General features: G+C 69.7%; 15 protein-coding genes. 12 read left to right on the plus strand and 3 right to left on the minus strand.

Annotation, left to right across the window (positions count from 1 at the left end):
* Positions 1 to 21 precede the first annotated feature (21 nt).
* Genes EFJ44_RS04390 through EFJ44_RS04400 form a run of 3 tightly spaced genes read left to right on the plus strand, consistent with a single transcriptional unit; the run spans position 22 to position 2,752 of the window.
* Positions 22 to 678, plus strand: coding sequence for a hypothetical protein (locus EFJ44_RS04390; RefSeq protein WP_125255944.1), 657 nt, complete (start codon positions 22 to 24; stop codon positions 676 to 678).
* Between the two features lie 9 nt (positions 679 to 687).
* The gene (locus tag EFJ44_RS04395; RefSeq protein WP_125255945.1) at positions 688 to 1,626 is read left to right on the plus strand and encodes a cation diffusion facilitator family transporter; all 939 of its coding nucleotides are present in this window, start codon (positions 688 to 690) and stop codon (positions 1,624 to 1,626) included.
* 31 nt (positions 1,627 to 1,657) lie between these two features.
* A complete protein-coding gene (locus EFJ44_RS04400) occupies positions 1,658 to 2,752 on the plus strand; it encodes a CobW family GTP-binding protein (protein ID WP_125255946.1) in 1,095 nt (364 codons plus the stop codon).
* Here EFJ44_RS04400 and EFJ44_RS04405 read toward each other — a convergent pair.
* Both EFJ44_RS04405 and EFJ44_RS04410 read right to left on the minus strand, forming a co-directional pair.
* Positions 2,749 to 3,120 carry an ammonium transporter gene (locus EFJ44_RS04405; RefSeq protein WP_206426858.1) on the minus strand — a complete coding sequence of 124 codons (372 nt, stop codon included), beginning with the start codon at positions 3,118 to 3,120 and terminating at the stop codon, positions 2,749 to 2,751. The two genes, EFJ44_RS04400 and EFJ44_RS04405, sit on opposite strands and share 4 nt — an antisense overlap.
* On the minus strand, positions 3,117 to 3,413 hold the full coding sequence (locus EFJ44_RS04410) for an autorepressor SdpR family transcription factor (RefSeq protein ID WP_125255947.1): 297 nt from the start codon (positions 3,411 to 3,413) through the stop codon (positions 3,117 to 3,119). Before EFJ44_RS04410 ends, EFJ44_RS04405 begins: the two co-directional genes overlap by 4 nt.
* A gap of 127 nt (positions 3,414 to 3,540) precedes the next feature.
* Here EFJ44_RS04410 and EFJ44_RS04415 point away from each other — a divergent pair, with 127 nt between their 5' ends.
* From EFJ44_RS04415 to EFJ44_RS04435, 5 genes are all read left to right on the plus strand, one after another.
* On the plus strand, positions 3,541 to 4,251 hold the full coding sequence (locus tag EFJ44_RS04415; RefSeq protein WP_125255948.1) for a hypothetical protein: 711 nt from the start codon (positions 3,541 to 3,543) through the stop codon (positions 4,249 to 4,251).
* 40 nt (positions 4,252 to 4,291) lie between these two features.
* Positions 4,292 to 5,257: a WD40 repeat domain-containing protein gene (locus tag EFJ44_RS04420; RefSeq protein WP_125255949.1), complete on the plus strand. Its 966-nt coding sequence runs from the start codon at positions 4,292 to 4,294 to the stop codon at positions 5,255 to 5,257.
* 30 nt (positions 5,258 to 5,287) lie between these two features.
* On the plus strand, positions 5,288 to 5,980 hold the full coding sequence (gene mtgA, locus EFJ44_RS04425) for a monofunctional biosynthetic peptidoglycan transglycosylase (protein ID WP_125255950.1): 693 nt from the start codon (positions 5,288 to 5,290) through the stop codon (positions 5,978 to 5,980).
* An 87-nt stretch (positions 5,981 to 6,067) separates the two neighbouring features.
* Positions 6,068 to 7,942 (plus strand): M2 family metallopeptidase, encoded by a 1,875-nt coding sequence (locus EFJ44_RS04430; protein WP_125255951.1) that lies wholly within the window; start codon positions 6,068 to 6,070, stop codon positions 7,940 to 7,942.
* A 103-nt stretch (positions 7,943 to 8,045) separates the two neighbouring features.
* Positions 8,046 to 9,902, plus strand: coding sequence for a ubiquitin-activating E1 FCCH domain-containing protein (locus EFJ44_RS04435; RefSeq protein WP_125255952.1), 1,857 nt, complete (start codon positions 8,046 to 8,048; stop codon positions 9,900 to 9,902).
* 3 nt (positions 9,903 to 9,905) lie between these two features.
* Here the strand turns inward: EFJ44_RS04435 and EFJ44_RS04440 are convergent, their stop codons facing one another.
* The gene (locus tag EFJ44_RS04440) at positions 9,906 to 10,817 is read right to left on the minus strand and encodes an isopenicillin N synthase family dioxygenase (RefSeq protein ID WP_125256086.1); all 912 of its coding nucleotides are present in this window, start codon (positions 10,815 to 10,817) and stop codon (positions 9,906 to 9,908) included.
* 222 nt (positions 10,818 to 11,039) lie between these two features.
* Between EFJ44_RS04440 and EFJ44_RS04445 the strand changes: the two genes are divergently transcribed.
* From EFJ44_RS04445 to cysC, 4 genes are all read left to right on the plus strand, one after another.
* Positions 11,040 to 11,711: a YiaD family glycine zipper/OmpA-like lipoprotein gene (locus EFJ44_RS04445; RefSeq protein ID WP_125255953.1), complete on the plus strand. Its 672-nt coding sequence runs from the start codon at positions 11,040 to 11,042 to the stop codon at positions 11,709 to 11,711.
* 141 nt (positions 11,712 to 11,852) lie between these two features.
* Entirely contained in the window at positions 11,853 to 12,014 is a 162-nt protein-coding gene (locus tag EFJ44_RS13770) for a hypothetical protein (protein ID WP_164511842.1), read from the plus strand.
* 45 nt (positions 12,015 to 12,059) lie between these two features.
* Entirely contained in the window at positions 12,060 to 12,977 is a 918-nt protein-coding gene (cysD, locus tag EFJ44_RS04450) for a sulfate adenylyltransferase subunit CysD (RefSeq protein ID WP_125255954.1), read from the plus strand.
* A complete protein-coding gene (gene cysC, locus EFJ44_RS04455) occupies positions 12,977 to 14,803 on the plus strand; it encodes an adenylyl-sulfate kinase (protein ID WP_125255955.1) in 1,827 nt (608 codons plus the stop codon). Before cysD ends, cysC begins: the two co-directional genes overlap by 1 nt.
* Positions 14,804 to 14,840: the final 37 nt, after the last annotated feature.

The raw sequence follows: 14,840 nt of genomic DNA on the forward strand, positions 1-14,840 counted from the left end.
TAACACTATATAGGCCGGGCCATGGTCGACGCCGCCGCCCATCCCCTGCTGCCCTCCCTGCTCGCCGGCGGCTTCGGCGTGGCCTTCCTTCATGCCGTTCTGCCGACCCATTGGCTGCCCTTCGTTCTGGTGGGCCGCGCCCAGCGCTGGAACGCGGGCATGACCATGGCGGCCGTGGTGGCCGCGGGTCTGGCCCACATCGCGTCGACGGCGTTGGTGGGCGGTCTGATCGCCATGGCCGGACTGGCGCTTGAGGGCTGGGTCGCGGGCCTGCTGCCCTGGCTCTCCGCCGCCCTGCTGTTCGCCTTCGGCATGTTCTATCTCGTCCGTGCCGCGGTCCGGCGACCGGTGCTGGCCGGCGGACCGGACGTCCAGACGCCCGAGCCGGGCGTGTCGGACCGCACCGCCTTCCTGGGCCTGATCGCCATGATGGCCGTCTCGCCCGGCGAGGTGCTGCTGCCCTTCTATCTGTCCTCGGCGGACCAGGGCGTCGCGGCGCTGGCCGCGCTCACCGTCGCTTTCGCCGCGGGCACCGTGCTGGGAATGGGTCTGTTCACGGCGCTCGCGCGCGCCGGCGCCTCGATCCTGCGACTTGAGCGCTGGGCCCGGTTCGAGGGCGCCGTGCTCGGTCTTGCCCTGATCGCCGTCGGTCTTCTCGTTGCGACCCGCGTCCACTAAGGCTTGCCCATGGCCCACGACGCCGCCCATTCACACGACCACGGGCACGACCATCACGGTCACCGGCACGATCACGGCCACCATCATCATGGCCCGGTGGACACCGGCGACTGGCGCTACGCCTTGGGCCTCGTCGTCAATCTCGCCTTCGTCGTAGTCGAGTTCACGGCCGGCTTCCTGTCCAATTCCACCGCCCTGATGGCCGACGCCGGCCACAATCTCTCGGACGTGCTGGGCCTCGCCATGGCCGGCGGCGCGGCCTGGCTGGCACGGCGCGCGGGGTCGCCCGACAAGACCTACGGCTACGGCAAGGCAACCGTGCTGGCGGCTCTGGGCAACGCCCTGTTGCTGATCTTCGCCTGCGGCGCCATCGCGCTGGAGGCCGCGCGCCGCTTCGCCGAGCCGGCCTCGGTGGAGTCGACCACCGTCATGATCGTCGCCGGCGTCGGCATCCTCATCAACTTCGGCACCGCCCTGCTGTTCATGAACCAGCAGCACGACCTCAACGCCCGCGGCGCCTATCTGCACATGATGGCCGACGCCGCCGTCTCGCTGGGCGTGGTCGTCGCCGGCGGCCTGATCCTGGTGACCGGTCTGGCCGTCATCGACCCGATCGTCAGCCTGATCATCGTCGCCGTCATCCTGTGGGGCACCTGGGGCCTGCTGAAGGACTCGGTCAATCTGGCGCTGGACGCCGCCCCGCGCGGCAAGGACGTCGTGGCGATCCGACAGGCGCTGTGCGACTTGCCCGGCGTCTCCGCCGTCCACGACCTGCACGTCTGGGGCCTGTCGACCACGAAGACGGCCCTCACCGCCCATCTGGTCCACGACGCCGATCCTGCCGGGCTCCTGGCCCAGGCTCGCGACCTGGCCCGCGCCCGCTTCGGCATCGACCACGTGACGATCCAGCTGGAGCCGACCGGCGCCCTCGATTGCGAAGGCTGCTGACGCCCTTTCGCCGCGCCCTGTCGCGCCCTAGATGACCGCCATGGAAAAGACCCCCGTCACCGTTCTCACCGGCTACCTCGGCGCCGGCAAGACCACGTTGCTGAACCGCATCCTCACCGAGGACCACGGCAAGCGCTACGCCGTGATCGTCAACGAGTTCGGCGAGATCGGCATCGACAACGATCTGGTCGTCGGCGCCGACGAGGACGTGTTCGAGATGAACAACGGCTGCGTCTGCTGCACCGTGCGCGGCGACCTGATCCGCGTCGTCTCCGGCCTGATGAAGCGCCAGCGACCGGGCAAGCCCGCGTTCGACGCCATCATCGTGGAAACCACCGGCCTCGCCGACCCGGGCCCCGTCGCCCAGACCTTCTTCGTCGACGACGAGGTGAAGGCCAGGACGCAATTGGACAGCGTGACGGCCCTGGTCGACGCCAAGCACGTCATGGCCCGGCTGGACGACTCGAAGGAGGCCCGCGAGCAGGTCGCGTTCGCGGACCAGATCATCCTCAACAAGATCGACCTCGTCTCCGCCGACGACCTGGCGGCCGTCGAGGCCCGACTGCGCGGCCTGAACCCCCTGGCCCCCATCGTCCACGCCGAGCGCGCGAACGTGCCGCTGGACCAGGTTCTGGGCCGGCACGGCTTCGACCTGGAGCGCATCAACGAGGTCCGACCGGAGTTCCTGAACCCGCCCCACGGCGCCGAGGGCCACGTCCACGACGAGCACTGCGGCCACGACCACTCGCATGATCATGGGCACGAACACGCCCACCATCAGCACCACGATCACGGCCACGACCACGGTCCGCGGGGCCATGCGCACGAGGACGACATCAAGGGCATAGCGCTGTCGCTGGACCGCCCGGTCGACGGCCAGCGGTTCACCCAGTGGCTCGACCGCCTGCTGGGCGAGCAGGGCCAGAACATCCTGCGCGCCAAGGGAATCATCGACGTGAAGGGCGAGGACCGCCGCCTGGTCTTTCAGGCGGTGCACATGATCCTGGAAGGCGACCTGCAGAAACCGTGGGGCGAGGCGGAGCGCCGCTGGTCCCGCGCCGTCTTCATCGGCCGCGACCTGAACGAGGCAGAGCTGAAAGCCGGTTTCGAGGCTTGCGCGGCCTAGGCGGTCGCGCGACGCCGCAGCGACAGGCACCAGCCGACCGTCACGGCGATGCCCAGCACGATGGCGCCGCATCCGATCAGGATCGCCTGATCCACCGGCAGCAGGGCGAAGGACGCGGCATAGATCAGGCCGCTGATCGCCAGCGACCACCCCGCCACCCGGTTGGCCGCCCGCGCCCGCGCGCCGGGCACGAACTTCTTGGGCGTGCGGTTGCCGTACCAGGCGATCATCAGACCGATGGCCACGAACACGATCCGCGTCGACGTGTCCGCGTCGATCATCCCGCGCCCCAGCGCCCAGTTGGCGGCCAGGGCAAGGCCGATGATGCCGCCCGCCCAGATCAGGCTGCCCGTGATTTCCTTGCTCATTTCGCAGGCTCCTCTTTTGCGGCCGGCGCCTCGGCGCCGCCGTCGAACGAATGGACGAAGCCCAGCAGTGCATCCTCGAGCACCGACAGCTTCAGGTGATAGATCACGGACTTCCCCACCTTTTCCGCGTGGACCAGGTCGGCCTCCTTCAGCACGGCGAAATGCGCCGACATGGTCGGCTTCGACACGTCGAACCGGTCGCTGATCTCCCCCGCGCTCATCGGCCCCGCGCGCAGCAGCTGCAGCACGCGGCGGCGTGTCGGATCGGACAGGGCCTTGAACACCGAGGTCATGATTTGATGTTTAGCCAACTATCGAAATGAGTCAAGCGGAGTCCTGACGGCTCCTGACGCGGGCGCGTCCGGCCACAATCGCGCCCGCATTCGCCGCCCAGCTTCACGCCCGGGAGGACCGAACCGAATGAAGCGCCTTGCCCTTATCGCCCTGGCCGCCGGCCTGCTGGCCGCCTGCTCCACCTACACCACGCCCGGCGCCGGGGTGGCTCTGGGCTCCATCATCGGAGCCGACGTGGCCGAGGCGATGGCGCGCGAACCCGCCGCCGTCTTCCCGTCGCGCATGGCGATCGTCCGCGTCGCCGCTCCCGGCTACGTCAGCCGATCCAGCGTCGGGGTGGGCGAGGGCGCCTTCAGCGTCGTCACCACGCGCGACATCGAGACGGACGAGAGTTTCCAGCGCCTCGGGCGCATGCCCGGGATCACGGCCGTCGCCCCCGTCAGCCGCCTGCTGGTCCCGGCGCACCTTGGCAGCGTCGCCGACCTGCGCGCCTCGGCCGCCCAGCTGCGCGCCGACGTGGTGCTGATCTACACCATCGACACGCGCTTCCGCACCGAGAGCGCCGAGCTGGGCCCGCTCCAGACCATCGCGCTGGGCTTCCTGCCGTCGAAGAAGGCCGTCGTCACCGCGACCTGCGCTTTCATGATCGTCGACGTGAGGACGGGCTTCATCTACGGCACGGGCGAGACCACGGCGATGCAGGACCAGCGCACCAACGTCTGGGGCACCGACAACGCCATCGAGGAAGCCCGCCTTCGCGCCGAGCGCCAGGCCTTTGAGGACGGATTGGGCGAGATCGAGAAGCTGTGGGCCTCGGTGATGCGCGAGCACGGGTGAGCCGGTCGACGACCCGCCCCCGGCGCCCTAAACCGCGCCCATGCAGCTGACCTTCGACGCCCAGCCCACCGCCGCCCTGTTCGACCGTTCAGGCGGGGTGTTCGCCCTGGGCGACGGCTCGATCCGGTTCGAGGGCGGGGAGCGCACCGACGCCCACGACGGCGCCGTTCTGTGCGCGGCGGTCCATCCGTCCGGCGACGGCGTGGTCACCGGCGGCGACGACGGCAAGGTGGTCTGGACCCGGCGCGACGAGGCGGTGGTTCTGGCCGACGCGCGGGGCAAGTGGATCGACGCGATCGACGCCTCGACCGAAAGCGGCCTGATCGCCTTCTCCCACGGCAAGACGCTGTCGGTGATCGACGCGAGGGATCCCGCCTTCCGCCGCGACTTCGAGCATGAGCGAACGGTCTCGAGCGTGGCCTTCGAGCCGAAGGGGCGCCGCATCGCCTGCTCGACCTACGGCGGGGCGGCCCTGTGGTTCGCCCGGATCGCCGACCAGAAGCCGACCTTCATGAAGTGGGCCGGCTCCCACACCGCCGTCGGCTGGTCCCCCGACGGCGCCTTCGTCGTCACCGCCATGCAGGACGCCCAGCTGCACGGCTGGCGCATCAGGGATCAGAAGAACCTGCGCATGGGCGGCTATCCTTCCAAGGTGCGGTCCTTCGCCTTCCTGTCGAACGGCCGGATGATGGCGACCGCGGGGGCGCAGGGCGCGGTGCTCTGGCCCTTCGTCGGTTCGGACGGCCCCATGGGCAAGGAGGCGACCGAGATCGGCTTCGACCAGAACGCGCTCGTGACGCTCGTCGCCGCCCGTCCGTCCAAAGGCATCTTGGCCGCCGGCCTCAACGACGGACGCGTCTGGACCGCCGACCCGGCTGCCCAGGGCCTGAACTTCGTGCGCGCCGACAAGGGCGCCCCCATCGCTGCGCTGTCGCTGAGCCCGGACGCCACGAGGGTGGCCTGGGCCGACGAAGACGGCAGCGCCGGCGTGAGCGAGATCGCTTGATCCGCACGCAAGCTTGACCATCATGGAGGCATGAGCGCGCCCCGTCGCCTCGGCTGCCTCGGCGCCGTCGGCCTCTTCATTCTGGTGCTGGTGCTGCTGCCGGTCGGCGGCGTGGCCATCCACGGCGTGGTGCCGCCGCTGACCACCTTCCTGATGGTCGAGCAGGGCCTGAAGGGGAAGAAGGCCGACTATCGCTGGCGCGGCCTGAACGACATCTCGCCCCGGCTGGTCGAGGCCGTCATCGCGGCCGAGGACGCGACCTTCTGTTCCCACCGGGGCTTCGACATGAAGGCCATCGAAAAAGCGCTCGAGTCCAACGCCCGTGGGCGGCGCGTGCGCGGCGGTTCGACCATCAGCCAGCAGACGGCCAAGAACGTCTTCCTCTGGTCCGGCCGCAACTGGCTGCGCAAGGGTATGGAAGCCGGATACACGGTCCTGATAGAGGCTTTCTGGTCCAAGCGGCGCATCGTTGAGGTCTATCTGAACGTCGCCGAATGGGCGCCGGGCGTCTACGGCGCCGAGGCGGCGTCGCAGAAGTGGTTCGGCAAGTCCGCGGCCGACCTGACGCCCCGCGAGGCGGCCCGCCTCGCCGCGATCCTGCCCAGCCCGCGTCGCTATCAGGCGGCCTCGCCGGGCCCCTACGTCCGGAGGCGCGCCTCGCGCATCCAGGCCGCCATGGGCACGGTCCGGAACGAGGGGCTTGCGGGATGCGTGCTGGACTGACCCGCCAAGCTTGACGCCACGGCTCCGCTGTCCTCCCTTGCCCGCCGAAACGACGCGGGTCAGCCGCGCGCCCATGGGAGACGCCTCGTGAAACGCACCCTTCTGAACTCCGCCGCCCTGATCGCCTCGGGCGCCCTGCTGGCCGGCTGCGCCGCCATGGGCATGGATCGCCCGGCCGCGACGACGGACTCGGCGCCTGCGGCCTCGGCCGACGCGGCGACGCGGTGGCCGATCTCCGCCCAGGGCGCCGCCGACTTCGTGGCCGACGCCGAGACGCGCCTCGCCGAGCTCAGCGAGTTCGTGGCCCGCACCCAGTGGACCCGCGCGACCTACATCACCTACGACACCATGTGGCTGGAGAGCCGCGCCAACGCCCAGTACACGGAACTGCAGGTGTCGCTGGCCAACGAGGCGGCGAAGTTCAAGGACGTTCCGGGTCTGGCGCCCGACGTGGCGCGCAAGCTGGATCTGCTGCGCCTCGGCATCGTCCTGCCCGCCCCGAACCGGCCCGGCGCCGCCGGCCAGCTGTCGGACATCACCACGCGCCTCGATTCGACCTACGCCACCGGCAAGTTCGACTACCAGGGCAGGCAGATCACGCTGGACGAAGCGTCGATCCTGATGGCCGAGAGCCGGAATCCGGCCGAGACGAAAGCCCTCTACGAGGGCTGGCGCACCGTCTCTCCGCAGATGAAGGACGACTATGCCAACATGGTCACGATCGCCAACGAGGGCGCCCGCGATCTGGGCTATGCCGACGTCGGCGCCCTGTGGCGGTCAGGCTACGACATGGAGGCCGACGCGTTCGCCGCCGAAACCGACCGTCTCTGGAACCAGGTGAAGCCCTTCTACGAGAACCTTCACTGCTACGTCCGCAGCCGCCTGCACGAGAAATACGGCGACGCCGTCCAGCCGGACACCGGCCCGATCCGGGCCGATCTGCTGGGCAACATGTGGTCGCAGCAGTGGGGCAACATCTACGACGTCGTCGCGCCGAAGTCGGGCGGCGAGGCCGGCTACGACATGACCTCCCTGCTGGAAGCCAAGGGCTACGACGCCGAGAAGATGGTCCGCACGGGCGAGGGCTTCTACACCTCTCTCGGCCTCGCGCCCCTGCCGGACACGTTCTGGGAGCGCAGCCAGATCACGCGCCCGGAAGGCCGCGAGGTGGTCTGCCACGCCTCGGCCTGGGACCTCGACAACCTGGAGGACGTGCGCATCAAGATGTGCACCCAGGTCAACGCCGACGACTTCTACACCGTCCACCACGAGCTTGGGCACAACGTCTATCAGCGCGCCTACAAGGACCAGCCGTTCCTCTTCAAGAACGGGGCGAACGACGGCTTCCACGAGGCGATCGGCGACTTCGTCGGCCTGTCGGCGCTGACCCCCACCTATCTGAACCAGATCGGCCTGCTGGACCGCGTGCCGGGTCCGGAGGGCGACATCCCCTTCCTGCTGCAGATGGCGCTGGACAAGATCGCCTTCCTGCCGTTCGGCCTGATGGTCGACCGTTGGCGCTGGGACGTCTTCTCCGGCGAGACCACCCCGGCCGAATACAATGACGCCTGGACCGCCAACATGCTGAAGTACCAGGGGCTTACGCCTCCGGGCCCGCGGCCGGCGAACGCCTTCGACCCGGGCGCCAAGTACCACATTCCCGGCAACACGCCGTACACCCGCTACTTCCTGGCCCACATCTACCAGTTCCAGTTCCACCGAGCGGCCTGCAAGCAGGCGGGCTGGACCGGGCCGCTGCACCGCTGCTCGATCTACGGCAACAAGGAGGTCGGCGCCCGCTTCAACGCCATGATGGAGATGGGCCAGAGCCGCCCGTGGCAGGAGGCGATGTACGCCTTCACCGGCGAGCGCGGGAACGACGCCACGGCCGTCGCGGACTACTTCGCGCCGTTGAACGTCTGGCTGACCGAACAGAACCGCGGCAAGGATTGCGGCTGGTAGGCGTTAACCCTCGGCGTTGGTCGAAGCCTTAACCGCGACCGGCGATCTTCCAGCCCGATGACCGTGGGCGATCCGCGCCCGCGCGTCAGGGGCGCGGACGCACGTGAAGAAGATCTGGACCCGGCTGAACGACCTCGTCCGGCGCCTGGCCGACGACGCGCGCGGCAACGCCGCCATGCTGTTCGGCCTCGCCCTGCCCGGGCTGATCCTCATGACCCTCGGCGGCGTGGACATCCACCGCGCCTCCACGGTGCGCATCAATCTGCAGGACGCGCTGGACGCCGCCGCCCTGGCCGCGGCGCGCAGCACCTACACCGCCGACGCCGACATCCAGCGGGTCGGCATGGCCGCCCTCCGCGCCAACCTGGCCGCCTATCCGGAGGTCACCCTCCTGACCGCCGGCACGACCTTCCGCCTGACCGACGAGAAGATCGTCGTCGCCGACGCGCGCGCCAACGTGAAGACCCTGGTCGCGAACATCTTCCTGCCGCCCTACGGCCAGTTCATGGACGACTACCTTCCGGTGGGCGCCCACTCCGAGGTCAACCGCTCGGCCCGCAACGTCGAGGTCGCCCTTGTGCTGGACACCACCGGCTCGATGGCCGGCCAGCGCATCATCGACCTGCGCGCCGCGGCCAAGGAGCTGGTCGACATCGTCGTCCAGGACCAGCAGACCCCCTGGTATTCCAAGGTGGCCGTGGTCCCCTATTCCATGGCCGTGAACGTCGATTCCTATGCCGCGTCCGCGCGCGGCGACATCAGGGGCTCGACGAACGTCACCAACGCCACCTGGACCACCGGTCCGGTGAAGGACATCAGCGGGGCGACCAAGGCCCGGCCGGTGGTCATCACCTCCAGCAACCACGGCTTCCAGAACGGCGACGTGGTGTGGATCACCGGCGTCAGCGGCATGACCCAGCTGAACAAGAAGGCGTATACCGTCACCAACCGGACGTCGAACACGTTCGAGTTGTACCGCAACGGCAGTCGCGTCGATGGTCGCGACTACAATTCCTATTCCAGCGGCGGCAAGATCCAGAAGTGCCAGACCAGCGACTGCTCGGTGGTCATCACTTCGGCCAACCACGGGCTGTCGAACAACGACTACGTCTACTTCACCGACGTGGGCGGCATGACCGAACTGAACGGCGACACATTCCTCGTCGGCAACGTCACCACCAACACCTTCACCATCGACATGCAGGCGTCGTCGAGCCTCAACCCCTACACTTCGGGCGGCAAGGCCTGGTGCGCCCAGGAAGGCTGCACCTACTTCGCCTTCGAGAACCGCTACGACGACCTGGTCACCCAGAAGATCTCGACCTGCGTCACCGAACGGACCGGAACCAACGCCTGGACCGACGCCTCGCCGACCCTGCACAAGGTGGGACGAAACTACCCCAGCTCGTCCAATCCCTGCCTGACGAACACCCTTCGCCCGCTCTCCAGCAACAAATCCGCGATCAAGACCTCGATCGACGGCCTGACCGCCTCGGGATCGACCGGGGGGCACATCGGGGTCGCGTGGGGCTGGTACGCGCTTTCGCCGAACTTCGGCGGCCTGTTCGGCTCGTCCGCGGGCGGCAGCTACGATCCGACCCGCACGCTGAAGGCCGTCGTGATCATGACCGACGGCGAGTACAACAGCGGATACTGCAAGGGCGTGATCGCCCGCAATTCGACCTCGGGCTCCGGCGACACGACGAAGCACATCAACTGCGACGCCCCGAACGGTCACCCGTTCGACCAGACGCTGGCCCTGTGCACGGCGATGAAGCAGGCGGGGATCGTGGTCTACACGGTCGGCTTCCAGGTCGTGGACGACGAGCGCGCGCGGACCATGGTCAACGACTGCGCCACCTCCAGCCGCCACGTCTACATGCCGACGTCCGGCACCGCCCTGTCCGACGCCTTCGCCGCCATCGGCCGGGACATCACCCGGCTGCGGATCTCGAAGTAGGCGTCAGAGCAGCCGGATCTCGCGCAGGCGCTCGGCCAGATAGTCGTCGGCCGTGATCGCCTTGCCGGCATAGCGGTCGGGATTGTCCGCCGTGATCGTCGACGGCAGGGTCTCGATCCGGAAGTCCGGATTGAAGTGGAGGAAGAAGGGCGTGGAATAGCGCGCGAAGCCGCGCCGCTCGGGCGCGGGATTGACCACCCGGTGGGTGGTCGACGGCAGGACGTGGTTGGTCAGGCGCTGCAGCATGTCGCCGATGTTGACCACCAGCGCGCCCGGCGGCGGGGCGACGTCCAGCCAGCTGCCGTCCTTCTCCTTCAGCTGCAGGCCGGCCTCCTCCGCGCCCAGCAGCAGGGTGATGACGTTGATGTCCTCGTGCGCCCCCGCCCGCACGCCCGGCGCGTCGGCCGGCACCGGCGGATAATGCAGCAGCCGCAGGACCGAGTTCCCCAGCTGGACCTTGTCGTCGAAATAGTCGTCCGCCAGCCCCAGATGCCGCGCGATGGCGCGCAGCAGCCTGCGCCCCAGAGCGTCCAGCGCCTCGTACATGCCGTAGACGTGCTCGCGGAAGCCCGCGACCTCGGTCGGCCACAGGTTCTGCGGCATGGTGGCGGTGTAGGCGTGGCCTTCCGGCAGCTCGCGGCCGGTGTGCCAGAACTCCTTCAGGTCGGCCGCCTTGGCGTCCTTGGCCGCCTCGACCCCGAACGGCGTCAGACCGCGCGCGCCGCCGGTGCCGGGGCGGTGATACTGGCGCTTCAGGTCCTCGGGCAGGGCGAAGAAGGCCTTGGCGTCCGCCACCGCGGCCTCGATCAGGTCGGCGTCCAGCCCGTGATCGGAGATCACGGCGAACCCGTAGCGCTCGAACGAGGCGCCCAGATCGCGGGCGAAGGCGTCGAAGTCGGCGTCGTAGCCGGTCATGGAAACGGGGCGGATGCCGGGGGCGGGGCTGGCGGAGTCGGGCACGGGCACGGATCCTGGAAGCGAAAAGGTCGCGGACGTCCTACGCCCCCTCGCCCCGACCCGCAAACGTCCGGCTGTCGCATTCCCCCCGCGCGGCGTTCATCCTGGATACAGGGGAACCTTCACCATAAGGGGACGTTCAGCGGCCATACCGGCTCAACCACGAAAGGCGTGCCTTCCATGCGCTCCAAGATCTTCCTCACCGGCGTCTGCGTCCTGGCCCTCGGGGCCGCGGCCTGCACCACGACCGATCCGTACAGCTCGACCCCGAACCGCAACAACACCGGCACCGGCGCGATCGTCGGCGCCGTCGGCGGCGCTCTGGTCGGCTATCTGACCAACACCTCAAACAGCGAGCAGGGCCGCAAGAACGCCCTTATCGGCGCGGGCGTCGGGGCCCTGGCCGGCGCGGCCGTCGGCCAGTACATGGACCGCCAGGAACAGGCCATGCGCGAGGAGCTGTCGGGCACCGGCGTCGGCGTCGTCCGTCAGGGCGACGTCCTGGTCCTGCGCATGCCTTCGGACGTGACCTTCGGCACCAACCAGGACGCCGTGAACCGCAACTTCTACGCCGTGCTCGACGACGTGGCCGGCGTGCTGCAGCAATACGACCGCTCGACCATCGACATCATCGGTCACGCCGACTCCGACGGCGCGGACGCCTACAACCTCGACCTGTCGCAGCGCCGGGCCTCGAACGTGGCTCGCTACCTGATCGACCGCGGCGTTCTGCCGGCGCGCATGTACGTCGAGGGCCGCGGTGAGAGCCAGCCGATCGCCTCGAACGCGACGGCCGAGGGCAAGGCCCAGAACCGCCGCGTCGAGATCATGATCCGGCCCTTCACCGGCTGATCCGACGGCGATCGACACGATCCGACCGGCCGGGGCTCCGCTCCGGCCGGTTTTTCGTCGATCGGCGTCATGTCACGCTTGCGGCTCGCGCCGGCCCGTGCTGTCTGCACGTGACGGGCGTGGAGTCGGGAGTCTTTTCGCGTGAATGGGGACGACAGGGGCTGGATCGAGGGCGCGCGGCTGACGCTGGTCGCCGTGATCAGCGCCTTGGTCGCCGCCACCCTGGTCATCCAGATCGGCTCCGCCGTCCGCGACGGCCGCCAGGTCCAGGCCCAGCCGCAGGTCGTCCTGACCTCCCACTGAGCGCGCCCCCTTGCCGCGCGACCCGGGGAATGCCACCCAGACCCCATGACGACGCCCGCGCGCGCCCTGTCGCCCCTGCTGCGGGCGCTCGAGGCCGAAAGCCTGCACATCCTGCGCGAGACGGCGGCCGAATGCGCGCGGCCCGTCCTGCTCTATTCGATCGGCAAGGACTCCGCCGTCCTGCTCCATCTGGCCAGGAAGGCCTTCGGGCCCGGCCCCCTGCCGTTCCCCCTGCTGCACGTCGACACGACTTGGAAGTTCCGGGACATGTATGCGCTCCGGGACCGGGTGGCGGCCGATCCGGACCTCGACCTGATCGTCCACCGCAATCCGGAGGCGGAGGCTAAGGGCGTCAACCCCTTCGACCACGGCTCGTCGGCGCACACGGACCTGTGGAAGACGCAGGGGCTGAAGCAGGCGCTGGACGCCGGCGGCTTCGACGCGGCCTTCGGCGGCGCCCGCAGGGATGAGGACGCCAGCCGCGCCAAGGAACGCGTCTTCTCGGTCCGCACGCCGGGTCACGGCTGGGATCCGCGTCGCCAGCGGCCGGAGCTCTGGGACCTCTACAACGCCCGCCTCAAACCGGGCGAGACGTTGCGCGTCTTCCCCCTGTCCAACTGGACCGAAGCCGACGTCTGGGACTACGTCCTGGCCGAGGACATCCCGGTGGCGCCGCTCTATCTCGCGGCGGACCGACCCACGGTGGTCCGCGACGGCAAGCTGCTGATGGTGGACGACGACCGCATGCGCTTCCTGCCCGGCGAGACGCCGGTCCTGCGTCGCGTCCGCTTCCGCACCCTGGGCTGCTGGCCCCTGACCGCCGCGGTCGAGAGCGACGCCGACACGCTTGAGGCCGTCGCCGCCGAGGCCCGGGCCGCCCGCACCTCCGAACGCGCCGGCCGCCTGATCGACAAGGACCGCCCGGGGTCCATGGAGCGCAAGAAGCAGGAGGGTTATTTCTGATGGCCCGCGCGCCCGGCGATCGCCTTCGCGTCCTGACCTGCGGCTCCGTCGACGACGGCAAGTCGACCCTGATGGGCCGACTGATGCACGACCTCGGCGCCGTGCCCGACGACGTGGCCGCCGCCGCGACTGGCCCCGACGGCGCGCTCGACTTCGCCTCTCTGGTCGACGGGCTGATGGCGGAAAAGGAGCAGGGCATCACCATCGACGTGGCCCACCGCTACCTGTCCACGCCCGGCCGCGACTTCCACCTGATCGACGCTCCGGGCCACGAGCAGTACACGCGCAACATGGTGACGGGGGCCAGCCAGGCCGACGTGGCCCTGGTCCTGATCGACGCCGTTCGGGGCATGACCGCACAGACCCGCCGCCACGCCCTGATCGCCGCCCTGACGCGCGTGCCCACGGTCGTCTTCGTGGTCACCAAGATGGACGCGATGGGCTGGGACCCTGAGCGGTTCGAGGAGCTGGTGCAGGACGCGCTGGCCTTCGCGTCGGCGCTGGAGCTCAAGGCCGTCCAGGTCGTCCCGGTCTCGGGCCTGACGGGGGAGAACGTGGCGCGCCCCGCCGCGGCGGCATGGGTAGAACGGGCGACCCTTCTGGACCGGCTGGAGGCCGCACCGGTCGCCTCGGCGACGGGCGGACCCTTCCGCATGCCCGTGCAATGGGTCCGTCGCGACGGCGTCGACCGGGCCTATGCCGGAAAGGTGGCCTCCGGCCGGATCAGGGCGGGCGATCTTTTGCGGGTCCAGCCGTCCGGCAGGACCGCGGCGGCGCTCCAGGTCGTGGGTTCAAACGGGGTCGTGGAGGCCGGCGAGGCCGGTCTGACCTGTTCCGTCGTGCTGGATCGTCCCGTGGACGTGGCGCGCGGAGACGTCCTCGTCGCCGCCGACGCGCCGCTGGAGACGGCCGACCAGTTCGAGGTCGATCTGGTCTGGATGGGCGACGATCCGCTGCTGCCCGGGCGCGTCTACGACCTCAAGATCGGCGCGCGCACCGTCCCGGCCCAGGTCACCGAGATCCGCCGCCGGGTCTCGGTCGAGGACCTGGTGCCCCTGGCGGCCAAGACGCTGGAGCTCAACGACGTCGGCGTCTGCAACCTCTCGCTCGGCGCCGAGATCGCCTTCGCCCCCTATGCCGAGGACCGGACGCTCGGCGGATTCATCCTGATCGACCGCGCCAGCCTGAACACGGTCGGCGCGGGAATGATCCGCTTCGCCCTGCGGCGGGCGCACAACGTCCACCGGCAGGCCCTGACGGTCGACGCCGCCGCGCGCGCGGCGGCCAAGGGCCAGAAGCCGACCGTGCTCTGGTTCACCGGCCTGTCCGGGGCCGGAAAGTCCACCATCGCCGACGCCGTTGAACGGCGCCTGCATGACATGGGGCGACACACCTATCTGATCGACGGCGACAATCTGCGCCATGGCCTCACGCGCGACCTGGGCTTCACCGACGCGGACCGGGTCGAGAACATCCGTCGCGCGGCCGAGGCGGCGCGGCTCATGGCCGACGCCGGCCTGATCGTTCTGGTCTCCCTGATCTCCCCCTTCGCCTCCGAGCGCCGCATGGCGCGCGAACTGATGGGCGAGGGTCGGTTCCTGGAAGTGTTCGTCGACGTGCCGCTTGCCGTGGCCGAGGCGCGCGACGTCAAGGGCCTGTATCGAAAGGCCCGCGCGGGCCAGCTGGCGAACTTCACGGGCCTCGACAGCCCCTATGAGCGGCCGGAGGCGCCGGAGCTGCATCTCCGGGCCGACGCGGAGACGCCGGAAGAGGCGGCGGACCGGGTGGTCGCCGCCCTGCGGGAGCGGGGCCGGCTTCAGGCCTGACCGGCGCTCGCCTTCCGGCGCCCCGGGCGACGCATCA

It is taken from the genome of Brevundimonas fluminis, assembly GCF_003934285.1.
Taxonomy (GTDB): domain Bacteria; phylum Pseudomonadota; class Alphaproteobacteria; order Caulobacterales; family Caulobacteraceae; genus Brevundimonas; species Brevundimonas fluminis.

What these genes read in the sequence shown, in the direction of transcription:
- EFJ44_RS04410 (WP_125255947.1), bottom strand. Translation starts at nt 3,413, where the DNA reads ATGACCTCGGTGTTCAAGGCCCTGTCCGATCCGACACGCCGCCGCGTG.
- EFJ44_RS04415 (WP_125255948.1), top strand. Translation starts at nt 3,541, where the DNA reads ATGAAGCGCCTTGCCCTTATCGCCCTGGCCGCCGGCCTGCTGGCCGCC.
- EFJ44_RS04405 (WP_206426858.1), bottom strand. Translation starts at nt 3,120, where the DNA reads ATGAGCAAGGAAATCACGGGCAGCCTGATCTGGGCGGGCGGCATCATC.
- EFJ44_RS04445 (WP_125255953.1), top strand. Translation starts at nt 11,040, where the DNA reads ATGCGCTCCAAGATCTTCCTCACCGGCGTCTGCGTCCTGGCCCTCGGG.
- EFJ44_RS04390 (WP_125255944.1), top strand. Translation starts at nt 22, where the DNA reads ATGGTCGACGCCGCCGCCCATCCCCTGCTGCCCTCCCTGCTCGCCGGC.
- cysC (WP_125255955.1), top strand. Translation starts at nt 12,977, where the DNA reads ATGGCCCGCGCGCCCGGCGATCGCCTTCGCGTCCTGACCTGCGGCTCC.
- EFJ44_RS04420 (WP_125255949.1), top strand. Translation starts at nt 4,292, where the DNA reads ATGCAGCTGACCTTCGACGCCCAGCCCACCGCCGCCCTGTTCGACCGT.
- EFJ44_RS04400 (WP_125255946.1), top strand. Translation starts at nt 1,658, where the DNA reads ATGACCGCCATGGAAAAGACCCCCGTCACCGTTCTCACCGGCTACCTC.
- mtgA (WP_125255950.1), top strand. Translation starts at nt 5,288, where the DNA reads ATGAGCGCGCCCCGTCGCCTCGGCTGCCTCGGCGCCGTCGGCCTCTTC.
- EFJ44_RS04440 (WP_125256086.1), bottom strand. Translation starts at nt 10,817, where the DNA reads ATGACCGGCTACGACGCCGACTTCGACGCCTTCGCCCGCGATCTGGGC.
- EFJ44_RS04395 (WP_125255945.1), top strand. Translation starts at nt 688, where the DNA reads ATGGCCCACGACGCCGCCCATTCACACGACCACGGGCACGACCATCAC.
- cysD (WP_125255954.1), top strand. Translation starts at nt 12,060, where the DNA reads ATGACGACGCCCGCGCGCGCCCTGTCGCCCCTGCTGCGGGCGCTCGAG.